This window comes from Cohaesibacter sp. CAU 1516 (assembly GCF_005771485.1).
GTDB lineage: Bacteria > Pseudomonadota > Alphaproteobacteria > Rhizobiales > Cohaesibacteraceae > Cohaesibacter > Cohaesibacter intestini.
In genome coordinates this window covers 1,176,936-1,200,818 of record NZ_VANT01000001.1, presented here as the reverse complement: position 1 = coordinate 1,200,818, position 23,883 = coordinate 1,176,936, and the positions used below count along the sequence as shown (strand labels likewise).

At 55.9% G+C, this 23,883-nt stretch carries 20 protein-coding genes; 2 read left to right on the top strand and 18 right to left on the bottom strand.

Translation table 11 applies throughout. The annotated features are described in order from the left end of the window. The first annotated feature begins 188 nt into the window (after positions 1–188). Positions 189–1,586 carry a methylenetetrahydrofolate--tRNA-(uracil(54)-C(5))-methyltransferase (FADH(2)-oxidizing) TrmFO gene (gene trmFO, locus FDK21_RS05505; protein WP_138147738.1) on the top strand — a complete coding sequence of 466 codons (1,398 nt, stop codon included), beginning with the start codon at positions 189–191 and terminating at the stop codon, positions 1,584–1,586. A 24-nt stretch (positions 1,587–1,610) separates the two neighbouring features. Here trmFO and FDK21_RS05500 read toward each other — a convergent pair whose 3' ends face one another. From FDK21_RS05500 to yajC, 5 genes are all read right to left on the bottom strand, one after another. Further along, positions 1,611–2,474: a squalene/phytoene synthase family protein gene (locus FDK21_RS05500; RefSeq protein ID WP_138147737.1), complete on the bottom strand. Its 864-nt coding sequence runs from the start codon at positions 2,472–2,474 to the stop codon at positions 1,611–1,613. 18 nt (positions 2,475–2,492) lie between these two features. After that, entirely contained in the window at positions 2,493–2,882 is a 390-nt protein-coding gene (locus FDK21_RS05495; protein ID WP_138147960.1) for an MTH938/NDUFAF3 family protein, read from the bottom strand. 133 nt (positions 2,883–3,015) lie between these two features. Next, positions 3,016–3,975, bottom strand: coding sequence for a protein translocase subunit SecF (secF, locus tag FDK21_RS20890; protein WP_138147736.1), 960 nt, complete (start codon positions 3,973–3,975; stop codon positions 3,016–3,018). 18 nt (positions 3,976–3,993) lie between these two features. Next, positions 3,994–5,628, bottom strand: a complete 1,635-nt coding sequence (gene secD / locus FDK21_RS20885; RefSeq protein ID WP_138147735.1) for a protein translocase subunit SecD — start codon at positions 5,626–5,628, stop codon at positions 3,994–3,996. A 76-nt stretch (positions 5,629–5,704) separates the two neighbouring features. Next, the gene (gene yajC / locus FDK21_RS05480) at positions 5,705–5,992 is read right to left on the bottom strand and encodes a preprotein translocase subunit YajC (RefSeq protein WP_114008769.1); all 288 of its coding nucleotides are present in this window, start codon (positions 5,990–5,992) and stop codon (positions 5,705–5,707) included. A gap of 278 nt (positions 5,993–6,270) precedes the next feature. Between yajC and FDK21_RS05475 the strand changes: the two genes are divergently transcribed. Continuing rightward, entirely contained in the window at positions 6,271–7,146 is an 876-nt protein-coding gene (locus FDK21_RS05475) for an ATP-binding protein (RefSeq protein WP_138147734.1), read from the top strand. Between the two features lie 81 nt (positions 7,147–7,227). Here FDK21_RS05475 and FDK21_RS05470 read toward each other — a convergent pair whose 3' ends face one another. The 13 genes from FDK21_RS05470 to FDK21_RS05410 all read right to left on the bottom strand — a co-directional run bounded on the left by FDK21_RS05470 (position 7,228) and on the right by FDK21_RS05410 (position 23,855). Then, positions 7,228–7,698 carry a DUF1203 domain-containing protein gene (locus tag FDK21_RS05470; RefSeq protein WP_138147733.1) on the bottom strand — a complete coding sequence of 157 codons (471 nt, stop codon included), beginning with the start codon at positions 7,696–7,698 and terminating at the stop codon, positions 7,228–7,230. A 159-nt stretch (positions 7,699–7,857) separates the two neighbouring features. Next, complete coding sequence (locus FDK21_RS05465; RefSeq protein ID WP_138147732.1) at positions 7,858–10,716, bottom strand: valine--tRNA ligase; 2,859 nt, start codon at positions 10,714–10,716, stop codon at positions 7,858–7,860. 260 nt (positions 10,717–10,976) lie between these two features. Next, the gene (locus FDK21_RS05460; protein ID WP_138147731.1) at positions 10,977–11,708 is read right to left on the bottom strand and encodes a DUF2497 domain-containing protein; all 732 of its coding nucleotides are present in this window, start codon (positions 11,706–11,708) and stop codon (positions 10,977–10,979) included. Positions 11,709–12,013: 305 nt separating this feature from the next. After that, positions 12,014–14,017, bottom strand: coding sequence for a LysM peptidoglycan-binding domain-containing M23 family metallopeptidase (locus FDK21_RS05455; protein WP_138147730.1), 2,004 nt, complete (start codon positions 14,015–14,017; stop codon positions 12,014–12,016). A 201-nt stretch (positions 14,018–14,218) separates the two neighbouring features. After that, the gene (gene surE / locus FDK21_RS05450) at positions 14,219–14,965 is read right to left on the bottom strand and encodes a 5'/3'-nucleotidase SurE (RefSeq protein WP_138147729.1); all 747 of its coding nucleotides are present in this window, start codon (positions 14,963–14,965) and stop codon (positions 14,219–14,221) included. 94 nt (positions 14,966–15,059) lie between these two features. Then, entirely contained in the window at positions 15,060–16,337 is a 1,278-nt protein-coding gene (gene serS / locus FDK21_RS05445; RefSeq protein ID WP_138147728.1) for a serine--tRNA ligase, read from the bottom strand. 279 nt (positions 16,338–16,616) lie between these two features. Beyond that, positions 16,617–17,417, bottom strand: a complete 801-nt coding sequence (gene tatC / locus FDK21_RS05440) for a twin-arginine translocase subunit TatC (protein ID WP_114008775.1) — start codon at positions 17,415–17,417, stop codon at positions 16,617–16,619. Then, entirely contained in the window at positions 17,418–17,918 is a 501-nt protein-coding gene (gene tatB, locus FDK21_RS05435; RefSeq protein ID WP_114008776.1) for a Sec-independent protein translocase protein TatB, read from the bottom strand. 158 nt (positions 17,919–18,076) lie between these two features. After that, positions 18,077–18,295, bottom strand: coding sequence for a twin-arginine translocase TatA/TatE family subunit (locus FDK21_RS05430; RefSeq protein WP_114008777.1), 219 nt, complete (start codon positions 18,293–18,295; stop codon positions 18,077–18,079). 99 nt (positions 18,296–18,394) lie between these two features. Next, entirely contained in the window at positions 18,395–19,510 is a 1,116-nt protein-coding gene (locus FDK21_RS05425; protein ID WP_114008778.1) for an ABC transporter ATP-binding protein, read from the bottom strand. Between the two features lie 111 nt (positions 19,511–19,621). Further along, positions 19,622–20,341 (bottom strand): SMC-Scp complex subunit ScpB, encoded by a 720-nt coding sequence (scpB, locus tag FDK21_RS05420; protein ID WP_245418389.1) that lies wholly within the window; start codon positions 20,339–20,341, stop codon positions 19,622–19,624. Beyond that, positions 20,338–21,111, bottom strand: coding sequence for a ScpA family protein (locus FDK21_RS05415; protein ID WP_138147959.1), 774 nt, complete (start codon positions 21,109–21,111; stop codon positions 20,338–20,340). Before FDK21_RS05415 ends, scpB begins: the two co-directional genes overlap by 4 nt. Before the next feature lie 272 nt (positions 21,112–21,383). Beyond that, complete coding sequence (locus FDK21_RS05410; RefSeq protein WP_138147727.1) at positions 21,384–23,855, bottom strand: SPOR domain-containing protein; 2,472 nt, start codon at positions 23,853–23,855, stop codon at positions 21,384–21,386. Between the last annotated feature and the right edge of the window lie 28 nt (positions 23,856–23,883).

Genomic DNA, 23,883 nt, shown 5'->3' with positions numbered 1-23,883 from the left:
CACCGCACCTGGGCAATGCCAAATGGAAAAATTCCAATAGACGCCCATCATGATGCAGATCTGCGAGCCAACGACAGGGCCATCTTTCTGCGCTCAAGGCACAAGTCAGGCTTTGCTTCTGAGTCGAAGGATGATAGGAAAACCCACTTTCCCTCGCTTAGCAAAGCTATCTGGAGTGTTGGCAGATCATGCAAACCAAAAAATCCGTTCGTATCATCGGCGCCGGTCTTGCAGGCTCTGAAGCCGCTTGGCAATTGGCCAATCAAGGCGTGCCCGTGATCTTGCAGGAAATGCGCCCTGTCCGCTCGACCGATGCCCATGTCACGGATCACTGTGCAGAGCTGGTCTGCTCCAACTCTTTTCGCTCTGACGACCATGAGGCCAACGCGGTCGGTCTGCTGCATCAGGAAATGCGAGAGGCGCAGTCTCTGATTATCTCCGCGGCCGATGCCAATGCCGTGCCTGCAGGTGGCGCGTTGGCAGTTGCGCGTGAAGCGTTTTCCGAAGCGGTCACCGACCGTTTGGCGGCCCATCCTTTAATCACCTTGGTGCGGGGTGAAGTGGACGCATTGCCTGATCCTGAGGCGGGCCTTTGCCTGATCGCCACCGGCCCCCTTACCTCCAAGTCACTTTCCGAGGCAATCTTGGCGGCAACAGGCGAGGAATCCCTCGCATTTTACGATGCCATTGCACCGATCGTCCATTTCGACTCGATCAATATGGACAAAGCATGGTTCCAGTCCCGCTATGACAAGGTCGGCCCGTCAGGCACAGGCGCGGACTATATCAATTGCGGCATGAACGAAGCCGAATACAAGGCCTTCATCGCGGCGATGCTGGAAGCAGACAAAGCTGAATTCAAGGAATGGGAAGAAAAGGCGAAATATTTCGACGGCTGCCTGCCGATTGAAGTGATGGCCGAGCGCGGCATCGACACGCCTCGCTATGGTCCGATGAAACCCGTCGGCCTGACCAACCCCCATGATCCGGATACCGATCCCTATGCGGTGGTGCAATTGCGCCAGGACAACAAGCTCGGCACCCTCTACAACATCGTCGGCTTCCAGACCAAAATGAAATATGGCGCACAAGCAGACGTCTTTCGCATGATCCCCGGTCTCGAAGAGGCCCAGTTTGCGCGCCTTGGTGGTATTCACAGGAACACTTTCCTAAACTCGCCGAAGCTGCTGGACCAGAGCCTGCGCCTCAAATCGATGCCTCATCTACGCTTTGCCGGTCAGATCACCGGCTGCGAGGGATATGTGGAATCAGCGGCGATTGGTCTGTTGGCGGGTCGCTTCATCGCAGCTGAGCTTGCCGGACGCACCCTTGCCCCACCGCCGGAAACCACCGCCTTTGGTGCGTTGCTTGGCCACATCACCGGGGGACATTTGATCGATTCCAACGGCGGTCAGCGCTCTTTCCAGCCGATGAATGTCAATTTCGGGCTGTTCCCACCCGTGGAATTTTCGCGCCGCCGGGAAGATGGCTCGAAAATGCGGGGGCCAGAAAAGCAGTTGTCGAAGAAAAAAGCGCTCACCAAACGGGCATTGGAAGACATCAAGGGCTGGTTGCAACAGGCATAGCCAGCCAACAGGCCTTGGGGCGCATCAGACAGCAGCTGCCATTCGCCAAATCGACCCGTAACAGCGCCACCGCGCCAAACGAAGCAACCTTGCGGGGTGCTTCTGGCGCATCCGGATCATCAAACGGGCCGGAGCAAGCCGCAAAAAGGCAGGGGCAATCTGGCTTCGTACATCCTTGGGCACCAGCTTCAATTCTGCCATTGCTTTGGCATGATGCATTTCAGCCAGCTCACTAAGGGTCAGAAGGGCCGCGGCCACGTTGGCTTTAGACTTGTCGGCAATCAAATCTGCCTGAGCCAAGCCATGGGCGGCAAAAGCATCGGCAGGCAGGAATAGTTTTTGCCGCTCCACATTTTGAGGCCAGTCAAACAGATGCTGTGCCAGACAGATCGCCATTGCGGCATGTCCACACAAACCGGAAATATCAGCAACATCCTTGCAAAGAATCTGTGCCGAGAGCATCAGGGCCAACGCTTCTGTTTCTCCCGCATAGGTCTCGAAATGCGGCATATCCGGCATCGGGTCATTATAGAGATCGAATCGACGCGCTTCGATGATCGGAACCAAACGGTCGATCGGCAATGCATGCCGACGCTGAACCGCTTTTAAGGCCGAGGCGACGGGTCCAACATTTCCCACCTCATTTCCAGGGCTCTGATCAACATTGGCGTCAGCGACGATATCCCGCCACCATGTCAGACGGATTTCTCCCATCGCGGACTCGCTAACGCGCGTTGGAATCACGGCGACATCAGCAAGGAAACATTGAAAAGCAAGAAAGTCAGCGCGAACAGCCTCAGGCGCTGTCAGGCTGGCAAAATACCGCACTGGATCAAGACGTTTCAGCTCGGACTGACAGAAGGCAAACGCATCATGCAGGTCTGACATGCTGGAGCACCTTTCGGCTCAATCGACAGGCAACAGGACGGCAGCGACGGCTCGATCTTCGGACAACAGGATATTGAGCGTGCGCACAGCCGCACCTGTATCCATCACATCCAGTTTCAGCCCTTCACCACGCAAGTGCCCTGCAACTTTGGGGTCCAACGGAGTGAGCCGGGGTCCCGTACCGATCAGCAGGATCTCGATGTCGTCTTTCTCTGTGAGAATCCGCTCAAAGCTCGCAAGGCTGAATGGGCCATCCTCAGGCAGGTCCCAACGGCGGGTGCCGCTCGGCAGGACCATCAAGGCACCTTGATGGGACATATCGCCGAAGCGAAAGCCACCATTGCCATAATAGTCGATGGGGTCTCGTCCGGGATAAAAGGCATCGACCATTTCGATACCAGCGGCCAGAGCGACGGCATTCTCGATGAAGCCATCGGCTTGAGGCGCGACGCCGGGCGGAGTGTCCCCCTGCCCGGCGCGCGGTTTTGGATTGGGATCGGGCTTGTCTTTGTTGCCCTTCAACCAGTTGAAAATCATCGGATCAAGAGGCCGTCACATTGCCAGCTTCGTCCGTTTCGGACGGCACCGCAACCTGTTCGGAGCGCAGCTTCAGGAAGATGAGCAACGGAGAGGCGATGAAGATCGACGAATATGTACCGACAAAGACACCCCAGATCATCGCGAAGGTAAAGGACCGGATCACTTCACCGCCGAGGAAATAGAGCGAGCCGAGAGCCAGCAAAGTGGTCACCGAGGTCAGAAGCGTCCGGGACAGGGTCTGGTTGATCGACAGATCCAGTACTTCCGTCAGAGGCTTCTTCTTATATTTGCGCAAATTCTCGCGAATACGGTCATAGACCACCACGGTATCGTTGAGTGAGTAACCGACGATGGTCAGAACCGCTGCGATGGTGGAGAGGTTGAACTCCATTTGCAGCAAGGCAAAGATACCAATGGTCAGGATCACGTCGTGCGAGGTGGCTATCACGGCCCCAAGCGCAAACTGCCACTCAAAGCGGAACCAGATATAGACCAGAACTGCGAACAGGGCAGAAATCACGGCAATGGAACCGGCACTTGCCAGCTCACCGGAGACACGGGGCCCGACCACCTCGACACGGCGATATTCCACCGTGTTGCCGAGGGTTTCCTTGACCAGCGTGACAACATTCTGCTGGGCTTTTTCGTGGCCTTCTTCGCCGGCATCCTGCGTCTGAACACGGATCAAGACCGTGTCAGGCGCACCGAACTCCTGTACTTCCACGTCCCCCAAACCAAGTGTGCCAAGTTTGGCGCGCATATCGCCAACATCGGCCACCTGTTCAGCGGTCTTGACTTCAATCAGCGTGCCGCCTCTGAAGTCGATGCCGAAATTGAGGTTGAAGATCAGGTAAAGAGCAATCGAGGCGATCACCAGCAAACCGGAGAGCGGAAAGCTCCAAAACCGATCTTTCATGAACGGGATATGGGTGCCATCCGGGATAAAACGAAGCGGTTTCATATCAGTCTCTCCGTTGGATCAAATAGGCAAGTTGGCAGGACGGCGGGCCTTGACCCATGTCGCCACCAGCAAGCGGTTGAAGGTGAAAGCGGAGAAGACGGTCGTCACGATACCGACAGCGAGGGTCACAGCAAAACCACGCACAGGACCGGAGCCGAGCGAGAACAGAATGATCGCCGCGATGAAGGTTGTGATGTTGGCGTCAAGAATGGTTCCCAGCGCCCGGCTGTAACCGGCATCAATCGCCGCAATGGTCGACCGACCGAAATTGTTTTCTTCGCGAATGCGCTCATAAATCAGCACGTTGGCGTCCACTGCCATACCCACAGTAAGAACGATACCGGCAATACCCGGCAGGGTCAGCGTGGCACCAAGGCCGGACAGAACACCAATGATCATGCCGACATTGACCACCAGGGCGATGTTGGCAAATACACCGAACAAACCATAGCTGATCAACATGAAGATCACGACGGCACAAGCCCCGACAAGACCGGCAACTTCGCCTGCCTCAATGGAGTCCTTGCCAAGGCCCGGACCAACGGTGCGTTCTTCAATGATGGTAAGATCGGCAGGCAACGCGCCAGCCCGCATCAACACCGCCAGATCATTGGCGCTATCCACTGTGAAGGATCCGGAAATGATACCGGAGCCACCGCGGATCGGTTCGCGAATGGAAGGCGCGGAGATGACCTCATTGTCAAGCACAATGGCGAAGGGCAGACCGACATTCTGCTCCGTGACGCGCGCAAATTTCGTTGCACCCGACGTGTTGAAACGGAACGAGACAACAGGTTCGTTGGTCTGCGGATCAAAGGTTGGCTGTGCATCATCCAGCTCATCACCGGAAATCAGCACCCGTTTGTTGACAAGATAAGGTGTGCGTTGGTCGGCAGGCAGAGGATTTTGAGGATCTTGCGCTTCGAACAATACTTCCGAGTCCAGTGGAGGACGGGTTTGCAGCGCATTTTCCGGCGCCATCGAGGTATCCACCATCCGGAACGTCAGCTTGGCGGTGGATTCAAGAATTTTCTTCAGGCGATCGGAATCCTGCAGCCCCGGCACTTGGACCAGAATGCGGTTGTTCCCCTCACGCTGAATGGAAGGCTCTGTGGTACCCAGTTCGTCAACACGTCGGCGGATCACTTCAATCGACTGCGCTACGGCATTCGAGACGCGCGACGTGATACCTTCCTCGGTCAGACTGAGACGGAACAGACCATTCTCATTGACATCAAGAACGGTTTCCATCGCACCGCCCCCTGACAGAATTGACGAGGTGACCGGTTGAACGAGGGTTTGAAGTTTCGTCCGCGCTGCTTCCAGATCGCCAAGTTCGCGAAGGCGTACTTGCACTGCGCCGTCTTTGACTGCGAGACCTCTATAACCGATCTTGTCTTCACGGAGCCGGGAGCGGACATCACCGCGCAGAACTTCAAGGCGTTCCTTGATGACACCCTCTTCCTCAACTTGCAGCAGGATATGGGCCCCGCCCTGAAGATCAAGACCAAGAACCAATTGTCCGGACGGCATCCAGCTTGGCATCGTGTCTTTGAGGAATTTTTCGGAAAAGAGATTGGGAAGAGAAAACAGGATGCCCACGATCACGGTGATCAGGACCAAACCCACTTTCCATTTGGCGAAATGTAGCATGCGGCTATCCTACCATTATAGGCAGAGCACCCGGCGCGAACCGGGTGCGACTTGAAATGAAATAAGGCTCAGGCAATCAGGCTTTGCCAGCAGGCTCGGTCTTGGAGCGAACTTCTGCAATCGACTTGCGAACAACTTTGATTTTCACGCCTTCAGAAAATTCAACGGTGACTTCGTCACCTTCGGTCGCGTTGGTGATCTTGCCCACCAGACCGCCACCGGTCACGATGGTGTCGCCACGGCGCACATTGGCCACCATCTCGGCGTGTTTTTTCACCTGCTGGCGTTGCGGACGGATGATCAGGAAATACATGATCACGAAGATCAGGACAAACGGCAGGAGTTGCAGAATTTGCGCGTCCATAGAGGCCTCCTTTGCGGTGTGTACCCACCCATCGGGCACATTCCGTGGATATGTTGGACCATGATTATGGTCGGGAATGGGGTCGAGCGGACTATAGCGATCCAACGACACTTTGCAAAGTGTCCGTGAACGGTTTGCAACGCTGTATCCAACTCTGCTAATCAAGGGCTAGACATAATGATCCTTTGCACAAGATGAAAGGGGCAACAGGCGGTTCCTCCCGTTTTTTCGCCACCTTTTCCGCGGCTTGGGACGCCAATCACGGAGCCTTTCCTTCCATGTCCGCCAGTGAGCTCGAAAGAATCGCAAAACTGCTGAAGAAAATCCACATCTCAATCGATCGCGCCGTGCCGCCAGAGACACCGAAAACGGATCTCAACGCGGCTGATGCCTTTGTTTGGCACGCGACCCCGGTCGCTTACCTCCAGCCGGTCACAAAGGTCAATCGTGTGGATATCAGTCTGCTCAAGGCAATCGATCGAAACCGCGACATCATCCTTGAAAATACCCGGCGCTTTGCCAAGGGCCTGCCGGCCAACAACGCACTTTTATGGGGTGCCCGTGGCATGGGGAAATCATCGCTGGTCAAGGCCTGTCATGCAGCGGTGAATGAGCAGACAGCAACAGAAGACCGCCTCAAACTGATCGAAATTGCCCGCGAGGACATCGAAAGCCTGCCGATCCTGATGAACCGTCTGCGGGGACGCACGGAACGCTGCATCCTCTTCTGTGATGATCTGTCCTTTGACAGCGGCGAGAATGCCTACAAATCCTTGAAGGCCGTGCTTGATGGCGGCATCGAAGGGCGCCCGGACAATGTACTATTCTATGCCACATCCAACCGCCGCCACCTGATGCCGCGCGACATGATCGAAAACGAAAAGTCGACCGCCATCAATCCCGGCGAAAGCGTACAGGAAAAGGTCTCCCTGTCCGACCGTTTTGGCCTCTGGATCGGCTTTCACAACTGCTCGCAGGATGACTATCTGGCCATGGTCAATGGCTATGTCGCTGATTATGGCATCGAGGTCGACCCAAGCGTCTTGCGCGCCGCGGCTTTGGAATGGGCCACCACCCGCGGCTCCCGCTCCGGTCGCGTCGCCTGGCAGTTCATTCAGAATCTCGCCGGTGAAAAGGGCGTCAAGCTACGCTGACAGTGCCCGAAACACCATCAAGAAAGCAATGAGTGAAGTGGTGGCTTTGCCGAATAAGGACAAAAGCCACCCCTATCCAGATCAAGACACCCTGCATATTTCCGCTGCGAAGCAACCCGGCTTAGCATAGTGTGCGTGGATATAGCTGACGGCCGGGTCTGCCAGAAACGCCTCGATACTGGTCCTGATTTCGTCACCACTGGCAAGATCCGCATGAACAATATGATGCGCCTTGTCGAAGGCCCGAAGGGAAATAACCCGGCGGGTCATGACGTCTGGCACTTGATCGATATAGTGGGCGGCCTGTTGCGGAGCCTCACAGATGAAAATGGCGTGACGGGATCGATAGGGCGATTGGACGGGCAAATGCTCATAATTGAGCAGCAAGGCCGTTTCACCAATTGCCATGTCTCTTAGTCCCACACGATCCGGAAAGCCTGGGCATTCTTCCACCTGATAGCGAATGACCCCTTGTTGTTTCAGAATGTCATCCGACAACCCGAACAAATGAGAAAACTGGTCAGGCTCCAGCCCGGAAATTTGAAAAGACATGGTTTGCTCCGTTTGAATACCAATCAATGTCCTGCATCCTAGGAACAGCCATCACCATCGGCAGCCCGTTTCTTGCTTGCCAACAGAAAAGCCTTCAGAAACAAAAAAAAGCCCCGGCCAAACCAATGACCGGGGCTTTGAACAGTCTCTGGGATCAACTTACAGAGCGGCCAAAATGCGCTCCAAAGCTTCCTGCACCTTGGCTTTTAGAGCATTCTGCTCTTCCAGCTTGGCCTTCTGCTCGGCAACGATGTGATCCGGCGCATTGGCAAGGAATTTCTCGTTGCCAAGTTTGGCTTCGAACTTAGCCGCCACTTTGGAGATCTTGTCGATTTCCTTTTCCAGGCGGGCCTTTTCAGCGGCCAGATCGATCACACCAGCCAGTGGCAGAGCGACGGTTGCTTCATTGACAACCACCTGCGCAGCCCCTTGCGGCACTTCGTCAGAGATCTTGATATCTTCAACACGTGCCAAACGCTTCAGCACAGCATCCTGATTGGCAAGGCGTGCTTTGGTCTCGTCACTGGCACCAACAATTTCCAGTTTCAACTGGCTGGACGGTGGAATATTCATTTCCGAGCGCACAGAGCGAACCGCGCTGATGATATCAACCAACCAGTTGATTTCATCGGCCGCACCCGTGTCGGCAATGTCATAGCTCGGCCAGCTTTCGGTGATCAGCAGACCATCGCGCGCCGGGCCGGTCTTGCCGGTTTCCGCCCACAGCTCTTCGGTGATGAATGGCATCAGCGGATGCAGCAGCAAGCAGATCTGATCAAGCACCCAAGCCGCACAGGCTTGCGTCTCACTCTTGGCATCGCTCTCGCCGTCGGCCTGCAAAATGGGCTTGGACAGCTCGATATACCAGTCACAATAGAGGTTCCAGACGAAGCGATAAAGCCCGTTGGCCGCATCATTGAAGCGATAGGTCTCGATCGCGTCAGACACTTCCTGCGCGGTTTTGGCCACTTCGGTGACAATCCAGCGGTTGATGGTTTCCTTGACACTGTTCGGGTCGAACCCTTCGACGCGGGCGCAGCCATTCATCTGGGTGAAGCGGGTTGCGTTCCACAGTTTGGTGCCGAAGTTGCGATAACCGGCGACGCGGCTCGTGGCGAGCTTGATGTCACGGCCTTGCGCGGCCATCGCCGTCAGGGTGAAGCGAACGGCATCCGCGCCATATTCTTCAACCAGATCCAGCGGATCGATGACATTGCCCTTGGACTTGGACATTTTCGCGCCATGCTCATCACGCACCAAGGCATGGACATAAACCGTGTGGAACGGCTCCTGCTTCATGAAATGCATCGACATCATCATCATCCGGGCAACCCAGAAGAAAATGATATCGAAGCCGGTGACCAGCACGTCGGTTTGATAATAGCGGTCCAGCTCAGGGGTTTTGTCCGGCCAGCCCAAAGTCGAGAAGGGCCACAAGGCAGACGAGAACCACGTATCAAGCACGTCTTCGTCGCGGGTCAGTTCAACCTCTTTGCCGAACTTCGCCTTGGCCTGCTCCATCGCCTCTTCTTCGCTGTAGGCAACAAAAACGGACTCGTCCGGGCCGTACCATGCCGGGATCTGATGGCCCCACCAGAGCTGACGGGAAATACACCATGGCTCGATATTTTCCATCCACTCGAAATAGGTCTTTTCCCAATTTTGCGGTACGAACTTGGTGCGGCCTTCGCGGACTGATGCAATGGCAGGTTCGGCCAAGGTCTTGGCATCGGCAAACCACTGGTCGGTCAGCATCGGCTCGATGACAACGCCGGAGCGATCACCGAATGGCTGCATGATCTTTTTGTTTTCAACGTAAGGCACGTCATTGCCGTCTTCATCCTTGGCAAAGACGCAGAGGCCTTCCGCATTGATGGCAGCAACAATCTGCTTGCGCGCTTCAAAGCGATCCAGACCGCGATATTCATCAGGCACAAGGTTGATGGCGTCAACTTCGCTCTCGCTTGGCAGATCGCCAGACTTGGCAATCGCAACAGCCGTGGCAGAGCATTCTGCATAAGGCGCGCCATCGGCCCGAAGTGCGGCCTTCATATCCATCAGGCGGTAGCAAGGAATGTTGCCGCGACGCGCAACCTGATAGTCGTTGAAGTCATGGGCACCGGTAATCTTCACCGCACCAGAACCAAAATCCGGATCCGGATAGTCATCGGTGATGATCGGGATCAGGCGGCGATGCTCTTTCGGACCGACCGGGATTTCACAGAATTTGCCAACAATCGGCGCGTAGCGTTCATCGGACGGATGAACGGCAACCGCACCGTCACCCAGCATGGTTTCAGGACGGGTCGTGGCAATCGAGATATAGTCCCGCTCTTCCTGGAAGGTGATGTTGCCGTCTTCATCCTTCTCGGTGTAGGTATAGGTCTCCCCACCAGCCAGCGGATATTTGAAGTGCCACATATGGCCATCGACTTCCTTATTCTCCACTTCGAGATCAGAAATCGCAGTTTCAAATTTCGGGTCCCAGTTGACCAGCCGCTTGCCACGATAGATCAGGCCATCGTTGTATAGCTCGATAAAGACCTTCTGAACGGCCTTGCTCAGACCCTCATCCATGGTGAACCGCTCGCGCGACCAGTCCGCCGTTGCGCCCAGACGGCGCAGCTGATTGAAGATCGTACCACCAGACTCGCCCTTCCATTGCCAGACGCGCTCGAGGAATTTCTCGCGGCCCATATCCCGGCGGGACGGTTCCTTGTTGGCCGCCAACTGGCGCTCGACAACCATCTGCGTGGCAATACCGGCATGGTCCATGCCCGGCTGCCACAGCACATCCTTGCCATGCATGCGGTGGTAGCGGATCATCACATCCTGCAGGGTATTGTTGAGCGCATGGCCCATATGGAGCGAGCCTGTCACATTCGGTGGAGGGATCACGATGCAGAAGCTGTCCTGCCCGTCCTTCTTGCCAGCACCTGCCTTAAAGGCACCGGATTGTTCCCACGCATCATAAAGGCGCGGCTCAACCGCCGCCGCATCGAATGTTTTCTCCAGCATCATACTTCCATATCGCAGGCATAAATGGGGTGTCCCCCTCGCCTGTCTCTCAAATGTCAGATCCCGGCCATGGCACGCCAAGCCTGATCAAAAAAGTCTCGGGTAAGGTGTAAATCCCATTCCGCCCCGGCCTGTCAACCATTTGAGAGGCCTTGCGCGCAATCTTGCGCCAACTGACGCATATTTCACGCACAAAAAGAACGCAAACGCATCAAAAAGGTGGCGAATATGAGGATTTCATAAGGGATTGGTGCGGGTGATCAGCGAAAATGCTGCTCACCCCTGGACACTCGCTCAATCTCGGCACGGACAAGCCGCTCGACCATAATTGGCAAATTCTGATCCAACCATGCCTTCAGCATCGGCCGCAGCATGTCCTCGACCACATTTTCCATGGTGCGTGGATTGTTGGACAAAACCGTATGGGTAAGATTGCCAAACGCACTGGTGACGATGGATGAAACCTCATCAGAGACCAATGGAGAGCCACGACCGACATCTGGCAACGGCCCTGTCGGCGTCGGTTCGGTTTCAATGCTCGCCTTGAGCATCTCCGGCACCTTCTGCTCCAGCGATTCCTGAACCTTCTGTTCCAGTGCAGATGGTTCGGGTTTTTCAGGTTCTGGAGCCGGTTCCTTTTCGGCGAACATTAGGTCGTCATCCCGCGGCTCGACCAGATCTGGCTCCTGCCAAGCGGTCTGAAGCTCGAGAACCTCTTCTTCCTCTTCCGGCTCGTCGGCTTCCGCCGCCATGGCCGCAGCCATGTCCATTTCGAGGTCTTCTTCCGGTTCTGGCTCTGGATCCGGGGCTGGGCTGTCAAACAGCGCATCCAAGTCATCCTGACTAAGCTCGGTATCGCCCGCGGGCAACTCTGCTTCAGGTTCTGGCGCACTATCTTGACTGATGGCAGCTTCCTCGTCGGAAATGATGCGACGAATAGACGCCAGAATTTCCTCCATAGAGGGTTCTTGAGCTGCACTGGAATTCGACATGGCCTCACCCGAAACTACTGACAAACTAGGTCGATGACCGCCCCACGCTCCGCCGTGAACATGATTCGGTTATCTCTTAACTATAGGCGGTTTCAATATTTGTTGAAATCCGAACAGCCAAAAACCGCCAAACAGATGTGGAGGGACCACCTAAATCCCCCAATTTTAGCGCCTTTCTGCGAGCAATTCGACCAAAGGCACACCAAAAACACCAAGCCAACCCGATGGCGTTGGTCATAGGAAAGCATTCCCCGAACTCAAAAAGGGACGCAATTGCGTCCCTTTGAAGTAAAAACCTAGCCTCATTAGCTGCTGACCAGATAGGGAACCGGATCAACCGGATCGCCCTTGATCCGCAGTTCGAAATGCAATTGCGGGCTATCCACATCCCCCGAGCGACCGGCTTGAGAAATAATCTGACCGCGACGCACCTGTTGCCCCTTGGACACCATAATCTTCTCGTTATGCGCATAGGCCGTCACATAGCCGTTTGCATGTTGCACAAGAACCAGATTGCCATAGCCCTTCAGCTTGTCACCCGCATAGATGACCGTTCCACTCTCTGCGACCCGAACCGATGTACCGGCAGGCACTGCGAGATTGATACCGTCATTGCGACCGCCATCACGCTTTCGGCCATAATTGGAAATGATCCGCCCCCGAACTGGCCAACGGAACTGTGGATCGTTTGATGCGACACGCGCGTCAGAGGGCTTGGATGGCTGCGAAACAGGGCGCGCATCGGACTGAACATCATCGGGCAGTCCGACAGGCTGGCTCAGCGCGGCAACTTTGCGTCGGGTCACCTTGGACTTTGGCGTTGAAGCTTTGCTGACAAACCGTGGTTTGGTTTTCGGCAGCTTGGCAAGCCGCAGCGGTGTTTTCACCTTTTGCTGAGAAACAGCAGTCACTACGGTCGACTGACGATTGATCGACGCAGTTGATGTGTAATCAACATTCTTTTGCGGAATCCTGAGACGCTGCCCCATGCGGATACGCGATGTAGGCGACAAACCGTTGACCTGAGCCAGAGTCTTTGTCGACACACCATATCGGCTGGCAATACCACTCAGCGTATCGCCGGGCATGACCATGTGACGGTTCTGCGCGTTGGCCTGCTGCTGATGACGCGACACATTCACGGCATAAGGGGTGTTGGACTGCAGCCGCAAAGGATTGGCCTTGGGCACCCGAAGCGCAATCGGCATGGTCGGCAGGCTGGAGGTCTGAACAGACGGCGACTGCCAACGGGTCTGAGGCTGCACGGATGGAGCCGGCTGAAGCTGCGCCTGCTGGTAGACAGGAATGATCAATTGCTGACCCGGTGCAATAAAGCTCTGATCTACCAATCCATTGACATCGGCAATTGCCTTTGCCGGAACACCATAGCGACGCGACAGCCCCTGAATATCGTCACCCGGCAAAGCAGTGATCATCGACCCGCCAGCACTGGTCCATTGACCACTGGTGCGGGGAGCAGAAACCCTCTGCTGGTTCAAGATCGGGCGATTGGCAACAGGCACGCGTGCATTTTGTGACTGGATCGCAGCGGGCGGCTGGATCGAAGCAGTCGATGTATAGTCGACCGCCTTTGGCTTGGGCGATGACTTTGGCAGGGAGAAGAATTTTGATATCGAGAAGCGACGTGTCTGCTCAACCGGCTTTGGCGGCATTGGCTGCGCTGCAATAGGCACATTCACCGTAGCACGGGGTGCCAAAGTCTGAGGCCGATAGGTCGCCAGTTGCGTCTGTTTCGCACGTGGCGCTGCTTTTGGCATACTGTCAAAGCGCGAAACAACAACCGGAGGCCCACTAAGAGGGGTCGAATTGATGGAACTGGTTGCAGTATAATCCGCTGAGCGCACATTCACCGGCACAGAGACAGGAGCGGTAACGGGCACCCGATTGCTCGCCACTGTGACCGGAACGGACTGGGTTGGCGCCTGCACGATCGGCGGCATCGGCTGGGAATAAACTGACTGCGGCGTTGCGCTTGGAATCGAATTGGTGACGAACTGTTGCTGTGCTGGCGGCGTTACATAAACCGTTTGAGGCGGGCTATAGACAGGGGCCGGTTGGGTGACAGGGCGTGCAGGAGCGACCGCAGCAGGCATCGACTGAACGGCAGCGCTCTGAACAGGCACCTGCTTGGTTGAGTTGGTGAAAATGCTTTGCTGATTGGGCGTATATCCCCTTTTGCTGGGATCGCCCCATTGTCGTTCCAAATCTCCACTACAAGCCGCCAGCGTCGCTGCAATGGCAACGATGGACGTTGTTGAGAGACATTTACGCAATACAGAATAGTTCATGCCAACACCGGTTTCAAACGCACTACACCCCAGGTTTGGCTACAATTAAACCGCAGTAACCTTTCCAAACCCTTAAAAATGCATCTAAAACTGTCGATTGGCTGAACCATCCAGCATTACGGATTCAGCAGAGATTCCAATTCACTGACAGGAGAAACAACACAGACAACGCCCCACCCGAAACGGGGAAACACCTAGCCTCTAGCTTAGCTTTCCGAGCGTGACGTGATCCGTCATATCCAGATTGAGTGGCGTCACCGATATCTGCTGGTTGTAAATAGCATGCAAATCGGTGCCCGGCTTTGGATCAAACCGGCGGCCTTCAAATCCAAGCCAGAAATAGCTCTGCCCGCGCGTATCCACCCGCGGCTCCACGCTCAATTGTGCCTGATCCCGCCGCCCTTGCTTGGTGAAAACAACATCTTTCACCTCATCGGGATGGCAATCGGGGAAGTTGATATTGAGCAGGGTCTGGAAAGGAAGATCGTGATCAAGCAGGCCTTTCACCACCTCCGCGCCTTTTTCTGTGGAACAGGTCCAGTCGACCCCGTCCTTTGATTGCCAGCCATAGGATTGGCTGAGCGCGAAGGAGCGGATGCCGAGCAGCGCCCCTTCCATGGCACCGGCCACCGTGCCCGAATAGGTCACATCTTCGGCCATATTCTGTCCGCGATTGACGCCGGACAGAACGAGATCGGGTTTTTCGGGCAACACATGCCCGACACCCATAATCACGCAATCAGTCGGTGTGCCATGCACGGCAAAGCGCTTTTCGCCCAGCTCACGCAGACGCAACGGGTCATGCAAGGTCAGGGAATGGGACATCCCGGACTGCTCACTTTCCGGAGCGACAATCCAGACATCATCTGAGAGGGAACGCGCAATTTTCTCCAGAACTTCCAGACCTGGAGCATTGATACCATCGTCGTTGGTCAGCAGAATGCGCATCTTTCCCTCTTTTCTTCAAAATTACGATCGCACACTTCCATGTGCGCGATACGGAAAACCCGCCAAACGGATCAATGGATCATACGCACCGAGTTCATGCGCTGATCACCTCAAGACCACCCATATAGGGACGCAAAACCTCCGGGATCACGATCGACCCATCGGCAGTCTGATAATTTTCCATGACAGCGATCATACAACGGCCAACCGCAACACCGGATCCGTTCAGCGTATGCACAAATTTCACATGCTTCTCACCGGGCACCCGATAACGGGCATTCATCCGGCGGGCCTGAAAATCGCCACAGGTGGAAACGGACGAAATTTCGCGATAGGCATTCTGCCCCGGCAGCCACGCTTCGATGTCAAACGTCCGGCGCGCGCCAAAGCCCATGTCGCCACAGCAAAGGGTCATGACACGATAGGCAATGCCCAGCTTCTGCAGCACGGCCTCGGCACAGGAGAGCATCCGCTCCTGTTCTGCGACCGAGCTGTCCTCGTCAGTGATGGAAACCATCTCGACCTTGTTAAACTGGTGCTGACGCAACATGCCGCGCGTATCGCGCCCAGCCGACCCGGCCTCGGACCGGAAACACTGGGACAAGGCCGTAAAGCGCATGGGCAACTGATCCCCGTCAACGATATTGTCACGCACCAGATTGGTCAGCGGCACTTCGGACGTTGGAATGAGCCAGCGGTCATCGTCGGTATGAAAGGCATCTTCGGAGAATTTCGGCAGTTGTCCGGTGCCATACATCGCATCCGAACGCACCAATGTCGGCACAGACACTTCATCATAGCCATGTTCATTGACATGGAGATCGATCATAAATTGGCCAATCGCCCGTTCCAGCCGCGCCAGCTTGCCCTTCAGAACGACAAAGCGCGAACCGGAAATCTTGGCAGCGGCTTCAAAATCCATCCCGCCCAATGCTTCGCCAAGTTCGTAATGTTCCTTTGGCTCGAAGTCCATCTGGGGAATATCACCCCAGCTGTGATGCAGAACATTGTCCGCTTCATCCGCTCCGGGAGGCACATCATCCAACGCAAGGTTCGGCAGGGTGCTCAGCGCTTCAATCAGTTCGTCCTGCAAGGCACGGGTCTTGGCTTCACCGTCCTGAATGATGCCTTTCAGGTCGCTCACCTCGGCCATCAGGGCCTGTGCCTTTTCCTCATCGCCCGAGCCCTTGGCCTTGCCAATTTCCTTCGAAGCGGCATTGCGCCGCTGCTGGGCGTCCTGCAAGGTCTGAACATAAGCGACGCGCGCATCATCCAGTGCGATCAAACGGGACGAGGAGGCTTCGGCGCCGCGCGCAATCTGGCCTTGATCGAAGCTTTCCGCATTTTCGCGTATCCATTTGATATCAAACATGACAATAGTTCCGTTTGTTGCACTGTCGCAAAATCTTTCGGGAGACCGACCGGATCGACACCCGCGCTCGAAGACAGCTTGGCCACGAGGCCCTGCCCGATAAGCAAATCAGGAAGGACACGAGTCGGCAAGATGCTAATGGTCGCGCGAAAAATAGGTAAAGGCACCAGAAGACGCAACCCCCATGCAGGACGCGGCTGTTATTCAGCCAAGTAACCCACAAACTGTGTTACTTCCGCAACGAAAAAGGGCGGCCAAGCCGCCCAATTTCGTGGAGATTTACTCCGAGAATTCCTCGCCTTCAAGTTCCTTCTCAAGGCGTTTCTTCTCAACCAGTTTCACCGACCAGATTGACAACTCATAGAGCAGCAACGTCGGCACGGCCAAACCCAACTGGCTGACCGGGTCTGGCGGCGTGAGAACCGCAGCCATTACGAAGGTCGCCACGACCGCATATTTGCGCTTGGCCTTGAGGCCTTCCGCATCCACCAGTCCGGCGCGCGCCAGAAGGGTCAGAACCACCGGCAGCTGAAACACCAGACCGAAGGCAAAGATCAGGGTCATAATCAGCCCCAGATATTCACTCACCTTTGGCAAGTGGGTGATTTGCGCCACCCCTGCCCCGGTCTGCTCCATCGACAGGAAGAATTGCATCGCCAACGGCATCACCACGAAGAATACCAACGATGCCCCTATGGCAAACAGGATCGGCGTGGCGATCAGAAACGGTGCAAAGGCCTGCCGCTCATGTTTGTAGAGCCCCGGTGCCATGAACATGTAGATCTGACTGGCGATGATCGGAAAGGCGATGAACAGCGCACCAAACAGAGCCAGTTTCAACTGGGTGAAGAAATATTCTTGCGGCGCGGTGAAGATCAGTTCGACCTGACGCGACTCGCCCACTGCCGTCTCGTAAGGGATGATCAGAATGTTGAAAATATCAGCTGCAAAGAAGAAGCAGACAATAAAGGCAATCGCGACCGCAATGACCGCTTTCATCAACCGGCTGCGCAACTCGATCAAATGCTCGATCAACGGAGCTTTGCTCTCCTCGATCAGTTCCTTGTCACTCTCAGTCATTTAATCGGCCTTTGCGCTGGATTTGTCAGCAGAAGCGTCTGTCTTGTCTTTGGAATCTTCAGCCGGTGCCGCAACAGGGGCCGGGTCGGCGGCCGGTTTGGCATCCCCCTCGTCCACCAGATCCGCAGCAGCCGTGTTGGCAGCTTCTTTTCTGGCGGCCACATCAGCCATTGCTTCGTCAAAATCCCAACTCGCTTCATTGAGATCTTTCTTGAGTTCATCGGTCACATCGTCAAGCGAGCCGATTTCCTTGGTCACAGCATCCTTGATGGCATTGGTCGGGTTCAACTTGCGTGCGTCACTGATGGTATTCTTGACATCCTCAAGCTCCGCTTCCCGCAGGGCTTCATTGAACTGGCCCTGAAAGTCTCCCGCCATCTTGCGCATACTACCCACCGTCTTGCCGATGGTACGCAACAGACCAGGCAATTCCTTTGGCCCTACCACCAAAATGGTGACGATGACGATGACGAGTATTTCCGTCCAACCGATATCAAACATGGATGCACACCGGCTCCGCTAAAGAGAAAAGAGAACAGGCGACGACGGACAAATCCCGGTGGCGCGACCCCGTCACGCCACCCTTGCACGCGCCACCAAAGCAAAGCAAAGCAATGCCTGCCAATGGTCACATGAACCGGCAGGCACGACAACAGGTCCTAGCTGACCTTGTTTTTCTCTTCGCTTTCGGATTCCACTGTCTCGGACGGCTTGTTTTCGATCGCGTCCTGCGCGGTGTCTTCGTCCTTGAGGCCTTTTTTAAAGCTGTTGATGCCTTTGGCCACATCACCCATCAATTCGGAGATTTTGCCACGGCCGAACAGCAATACGACCACAACCGCGATGATGACAATCTGCCAGATACCAATCTGTCCCATTTGAATTCCCTGTAATTGATCTTGTCGTTATAGGAAGCATAGCTCCCGATTATATTTATGCCTAGTTTGCTGGCACTGTTTCCTAGAGAGATAAGCCCTTTAGTCTTCCTTGGCAAATATCAGCACATCTTTTTTACGAAAGGATACACCGATATTCTCGCCAACACTGAATATCTGCCCGGCACTCGAGCGCACGAAAAACGGCTGATCCACCCCCTTGACCGAAATCTCATACAGATCCACTTCGCCAAGGAACATGCGCCGCCGCACCCTTGCGGCAATGGCCGGCACATAGGAGCCATCAATCGCCACATGCATTTTGACACCCTGCTGACGGACACAAACCATCAATGGCTGCTCTTCGTCAAAGCCCTCACAGGCAAAGTCACCGACCACCGTTCTGGCCTTGCCCGAGCGATAGACGCCTTCAATTTCATTGAGATCCGAGAAAAAGCGCGCAGCCCAATGATTGGCTGGATGATAGTAAAGCTCTTCGGGTTTCGCATATTGAACTATCCGACCATCCCGCAGCAGCACAATTCTGTCACTCATCCGCAAGGCTTCTTCCGGGTCATGAGTAACGATGATGCAGGTTGCGCCAATCTCACGCAGAACCGCCAGTGTTTCGTCGCGAACCCGGTCACGCAAACGATTGTCCAGACCGGAAAAAGGCTCATCCATCAACAGGATACTGGGGCGTGGCGCAATCGCTCGCGCCAAGGCGACCCGCTGTTGCTGCCCACCGGAAAGCATATGTGGATAATGGTCGGCATAGTCCGCAAGCCCCACGCGGCCAAGGGCAGCCAAAGCCTCGATCTCCGACGCCTTTGAGGGCAGATCGGTAAGACCAAACATCACATTGCGCAGGATCGAAAGATGGGGGAACAGCGCATAATCCTGAAACATCAGACCGACACTGCGCTTTTCGGGCGGCACAAAGATGCGACCGGACGATACTTCGCGGTCATTGATCAACACCGTACCCGCCGTCTGCCGTTCAATCCCGGCAGCGATCCTGAGCAGGGTCGTTTTGCCCGAGCCGGACTGACCGAGCAGGGACACAACCTCACCGGGCTTGATACTCAGCGAGATATCACGCAACACCTCTAACCCGTCAAAGCTGCAGGCGACCGATTGGAAGGTCAACCCGGCGGCAAAAGTGGTTCTCGCCGTGCCCCGGTGACCCCATTCGCCATTCTGTCGCTCTGCGCTCATTCAAAACTCCGCACTCGGTCTTCCCCAACCATGTAGCGCGACTGGGGCCCAAAACTCAAATTGAAATTGATTGAAACACTTATATCCAAAAGCAGGGCAACCACAACGTGGTCACTCATCCTCAAGTGCGACGGCCTCCAATGCCTCGGCCTCATCAGCATCAAGTGGATCTTCATCCTCCGCAAGATCCTCATTGTCATCGGGCGTCGGCATCGAGAATGCAGGCGGGAGTGCGGAATCAATCATGCCCGCCCCCTTCAATTCTTCCAGCCCCGGCAAATCCTGAATCGTGGTCAAATCGAAATGGACCAGAAACCGGTCGCTGGTGCCAAAAGTCACCGGACGGCCTGGCGATTTCCGCCGTCCCCGCACCCGGATCCATTCGGTCTGCAACAATACGTCCAGTGTCCCTCGCACTGTCGACACACCCCGGATCTGTTCGATCTCCGCCCGCGTCACCGGCTGATGATAGGCAATGATGGCAAGGGTTTCGAGCGCCGCACGGGACAATTTACGCGGCTCGATTGATTCGGCCTGCATCAGGAAGCCCAGATCTTTTGCGGTACGGAACAACCATTTTCCCTCGACCTCAATCAGATTGACCCCACGCTCCGCATAGTCCTGCTGCACCTGCCTGAGCAAAGATCGCACATCGAGATTGTCCGGCATTCTGAGTGCAATCTCACCGATGCTCATTGGCTCGACGCTGGCAAACAGCAACGCCTCCAGCATGCGCTTGAGCTGCAACCGCGCTTCAGCCGCCAGCGCTGACAGGTCGGGATCCTGTTCAAAATCGCCAAAATCCGGCAGCATGCCATCGTCTTGCATCATCGTGCCTTCCTCGGAGTACGAATATAAATGGTGCCAAAGGCATCTGTTTGCTTCAGCTCGAGCTTACCTTCACGCACCAGCTCCAGCGAGGCCGCAAAAGAGCTGGCCATCGCGGTCACCTTAATGTCGGTCATTTGCAGATAGCTCTTGAGGATCACGTCAACCGGCGTCCAGTCCGGCTGCAGCCCGACCAGTCGGGTCAGGACATCCCGCGCTTCCTGCAAGGACCAGACCTGCCGCTTACGCACATGGACCAACGAGACCGATTGCCGTTGCCGCAAGGCCGCATAGGACGTCAACAAGTCATAAAGAGAGGCCGAAAAATGGATCTTGCGGTTCAGCGACATATCTTCTGGCTGTCCCCGCAGGAAAAAGTCCTTGCCCAATTGCTGCCGCTCCATCAACGCACCCGCCGCCTTGCGCATCGCCTCCAGTTTACGCAAACGAAAGGCAAGCATCGCCGCCAATTCTTCCCCGCTGGGCTCGTCGCCCTCATCCACTTGCGGAATAAGAAGCCGCGACTTGAGATAGGCCAGCCAAGCCGCCATCACCAGATAATCCGCCGCCAGTTCCAGACGCAGTTGCCGCGCCTGTTCAATGAACAACAGATATTGTTCAGCCAATGCCAGCATCGAAATCTTGGTCAGGTCCAGCTTCTGTTGCCGCGCCAATGCCAACAAGAAATCAAGGGGGCCTTCAAAGCCCTCGACATCAACAATCAGTGCCTCTTCGCCGACACCTGCCTTCTGCACCAGATTGATGCCCGCCATGTCCGCCCATTTGTCTGCGTCATCATCGGCTGCGACAGAATCCGCCGCCTCTGAAGAGGCGTCTGAGGAAGGTGCATTGATTTCATCGTCTGTGACCGACATTGGATCGTTCCTGCAGCCTTACGCTGCAAATCGTATGGGCACGCGGGCAAGCATGGTTGTAGCAGTCTCTTTCATGCAAAAGACTACCCCCTTATCCCGGCACAACCAAGAGGATAACCAAAAAACCCGGCACATAGGCCGGGTTTTCTCTTAGTCTCAGACAGCCCGTCTTATCGAGTGGCAACCAGACAGTCGCCGCCAGCATTCTTGATGCTTTGACAGAAAGCAGTTGCCCCGGCACGGTCTCCAAACTGGCCAACCCGCACCCGATAGAAGGTGCCACGATCACCCAGATTGGCTTCTTTGATGTCCGGCTGATAGCCATTGAGGATTGGCAGGCGAGCCTGAATGTTGGCAAAGCTTGCCCGTGCCTGATCCGGCGTCCGCTGCGAGGTGATCTGAACGGTATATCCGCCAAGCGAGTCATTGTTGGCTTGAGCAACCGGCCGAGGTGGCACTGGCTGCGCCGGAGTGCTTTGCGGCACCAGAAGCGTCGGGCTGTTGCTTGCAGGTTGCTGAGCCACCGGCTGAGCCGGTGCTGCGGCCTGTGCAGCCTGCTGCAAAGCCACCAGTTCATCCGGCTTGGCGCGTGGCAGCGGCAGTCCAGTTGCCGCATTGCCTGCATCATTCACATTTGCATCTGTGTTGGTGTTGGCGTTGGCATCGGTCCCTTGCAGAAGGCCACCTTGTTCGATCCCGTTGTTGAAGGTCGAGTTCATCGCCTGCTCGGACGGGGTCTGGTTCAGCAATTGCTGGTCAACGGATGGCGCTTGAGTCTGGTTGGCCGTGTCACCGGAATTTGCCGTGACAATGGTGCCATCGGGACGTACCACAACAGTCCGCACCTCTTTGGGCCGCACCGGATTGGTTGATGCATCCGTATCCCCGTTCTGGGCAACGTTGGTTTCACCACCTGACAGTGAAATAACCCGTGGAGCCTGACCATCGCGGGTCAGTGCCAGTGGTTTTTCGGTTGCCGGCATCAGGGTGCTCGGTCCTTCGTCACTCTTGGTGCCATCGATGCGGTCGTAAACGGCAGCATTCTGATTCGGGATCACTTTGCCACCCGGATCATCGGGAACTTCCTTGACCGGACCGGTATTGGCCTCGACCACAGGGGTTTCGGTGCTGTCTGAATCGCTCTGACCAAAGCCCCAGGCGATCAGACCACCAACGGCAATCACACCCACCGCGGCCAAAGCAGTGATCAAACCTTTGCGTGATTTCTGCTGTTTGGGAGGCTGGGCGGTGGTCATGTCAGGACCGAGGGCAGAATAATCCTCATCCCCCAAATACGGAGAGCTTTCAGCCGCAGCCTGAGCAACACCCGGATCTGCATACGTCCCATGTGGGCCGGATGCCATTGGATAATCATTAGGGGCAGCATATCCACCTTGCTGCGCAGCATAGGCATCGGACTGGGCATAAGGCTGTTGCTGATAATGCGCGTCCTGATCCTGATACCCGTTTTCATAGCCAGCCTCCTGAGGCTGCTGATCGGGATAGCTGGAATAGCCATGCTCGCGACCACTCACATCAACCGCTGGTGCAACAGGTGCACGGTCGAGCATCGGATCGGGATAATGCGAAGACGGCTGAGCCGGAGCCTGATTGAACGCAGCAAACGGATCACTGGCCGGGTCGCTGGCAACAGGCGCACGCACCTCAGGCACGGGCTGGTGCACATAGCTCTCAGGCTCCTGCGGAGCGGCAGAAGGATAGTCAGGTGCACTTTCCCGCGCAGGCTGTGACCAGGAGGCCTGTTCCTCTTGCCGTGTCTGACGGGCAGACCGGTCAAGGGAAACGGAATCTGGTGCGGCTTGCCCCGGACGGAACCCGCTCATTGGATCTGCGGGATTTTCCTCTCGCACAGGTTCCCTCGACTGATAGCTTGGAGCCGCTTCCCGCTGGGACGGACGTCTCAATTGGCCATAGCTGCCACTGGTCGCCACATCGTCCGCATCACGCGCCGAAACGGCCGGAGCCGCAGGACGCTCAGCAGGGCTCTCGGTCGAACCACCCCGGATCAGGCTGCTCCAGTCATCAAGACTGGGTGCACGCCGCTCAGCTGCAGTGGGAGCCGCTGGCGCATCAGAAGCTGCAGGGGTTGGCTCATATCGTGGCGACGCCGCAACCGGCGGCGCAAGTGGAGCATCTTCAGGCTGCGCAGCCGGTTTTTCTTCGGCCGTTTTTGGCATCTCGAAGCTTTCTGGCTGGGACCCGCGCAAACCTGCAGAGAAATCCTGAGACGGTACGGACGCAGGCTGTGGCGCTTGCGGCGCCGAAGCTTGCGGTGCCGAAGCTTGCGGTACTTGCCGAGCCAGAGGATGTGGACGCGTTATTGGATCCGGCTCGCGCTCGGCCACCGGCTCAGATGGACGGGAGGCCGCATCAAGCCCTTGCTGCAAACGCAACTCGCGGATCAGCTCCTGTTCGAGCTCTCGCAATTCTTCTTGGGAAACTGCCGCAGGCTGCCCTTTCGGGGATGCTGCAAAATCGAAGTCCTGATTGACGATTCGATCCAGCTCAGCGAGTGGATCCTCTATCGCCTGTCCCGCATCGGGTTTAGGCTGCCCCTGCTCGTTGGAGGAGGGCCAGCCTGGAATCGGCGGAATGGGCTTCTTGTCATTGGTATCAGACATGACGATTTGCCTTTATAATCATACTCTT

Bases quoted from the DNA above. Each gene is read 5' to 3' on its own strand.
- trmFO (WP_138147738.1), top strand. From the start codon at position 189: ATGCAAACCAAAAAATCCGTTCGTATCATCGGCGCCGGTCTTGCAGGC.
- FDK21_RS05500 (WP_138147737.1), bottom strand. From the start codon at position 2,474: ATGTCAGACCTGCATGATGCGTTTGCCTTCTGTCAGTCCGAGCTGAAA.
- secF (WP_138147736.1), bottom strand. From the start codon at position 3,975: ATGAAACCGCTTCGTTTTATCCCGGATGGCACCCATATCCCGTTCATG.
- secD (WP_138147735.1), bottom strand. From the start codon at position 5,628: ATGCTACATTTCGCCAAATGGAAAGTGGGTTTGGTCCTGATCACCGTG.
- yajC (WP_114008769.1), bottom strand. From the start codon at position 5,992: ATGGACGCGCAAATTCTGCAACTCCTGCCGTTTGTCCTGATCTTCGTG.
- FDK21_RS05475 (WP_138147734.1), top strand. From the start codon at position 6,271: ATGTCCGCCAGTGAGCTCGAAAGAATCGCAAAACTGCTGAAGAAAATC.
- FDK21_RS05470 (WP_138147733.1), bottom strand. From the start codon at position 7,698: ATGTCTTTTCAAATTTCCGGGCTGGAGCCTGACCAGTTTTCTCATTTG.
- FDK21_RS05465 (WP_138147732.1), bottom strand. From the start codon at position 10,716: ATGCTGGAGAAAACATTCGATGCGGCGGCGGTTGAGCCGCGCCTTTAT.
- FDK21_RS05460 (WP_138147731.1), bottom strand. From the start codon at position 11,708: ATGTCGAATTCCAGTGCAGCTCAAGAACCCTCTATGGAGGAAATTCTG.
- FDK21_RS05455 (WP_138147730.1), bottom strand. From the start codon at position 14,017: ATGAACTATTCTGTATTGCGTAAATGTCTCTCAACAACGTCCATCGTT.
- surE (WP_138147729.1), bottom strand. From the start codon at position 14,965: ATGCGCATTCTGCTGACCAACGACGATGGTATCAATGCTCCAGGTCTG.
- serS (WP_138147728.1), bottom strand. From the start codon at position 16,337: ATGTTTGATATCAAATGGATACGCGAAAATGCGGAAAGCTTCGATCAA.
- tatC (WP_114008775.1), bottom strand. From the start codon at position 17,417: ATGACTGAGAGTGACAAGGAACTGATCGAGGAGAGCAAAGCTCCGTTG.
- tatB (WP_114008776.1), bottom strand. From the start codon at position 17,918: ATGTTTGATATCGGTTGGACGGAAATACTCGTCATCGTCATCGTCACC.
- FDK21_RS05430 (WP_114008777.1), bottom strand. From the start codon at position 18,295: ATGGGACAGATTGGTATCTGGCAGATTGTCATCATCGCGGTTGTGGTC.
- FDK21_RS05425 (WP_114008778.1), bottom strand. From the start codon at position 19,510: ATGAGCGCAGAGCGACAGAATGGCGAATGGGGTCACCGGGGCACGGCG.
- scpB (WP_245418389.1), bottom strand. From the start codon at position 20,341: ATGATGCAAGACGATGGCATGCTGCCGGATTTTGGCGATTTTGAACAG.
- FDK21_RS05415 (WP_138147959.1), bottom strand. From the start codon at position 21,111: ATGGCGGGCATCAATCTGGTGCAGAAGGCAGGTGTCGGCGAAGAGGCA.
- FDK21_RS05410 (WP_138147727.1), bottom strand. From the start codon at position 23,855: ATGTCTGATACCAATGACAAGAAGCCCATTCCGCCGATTCCAGGCTGG.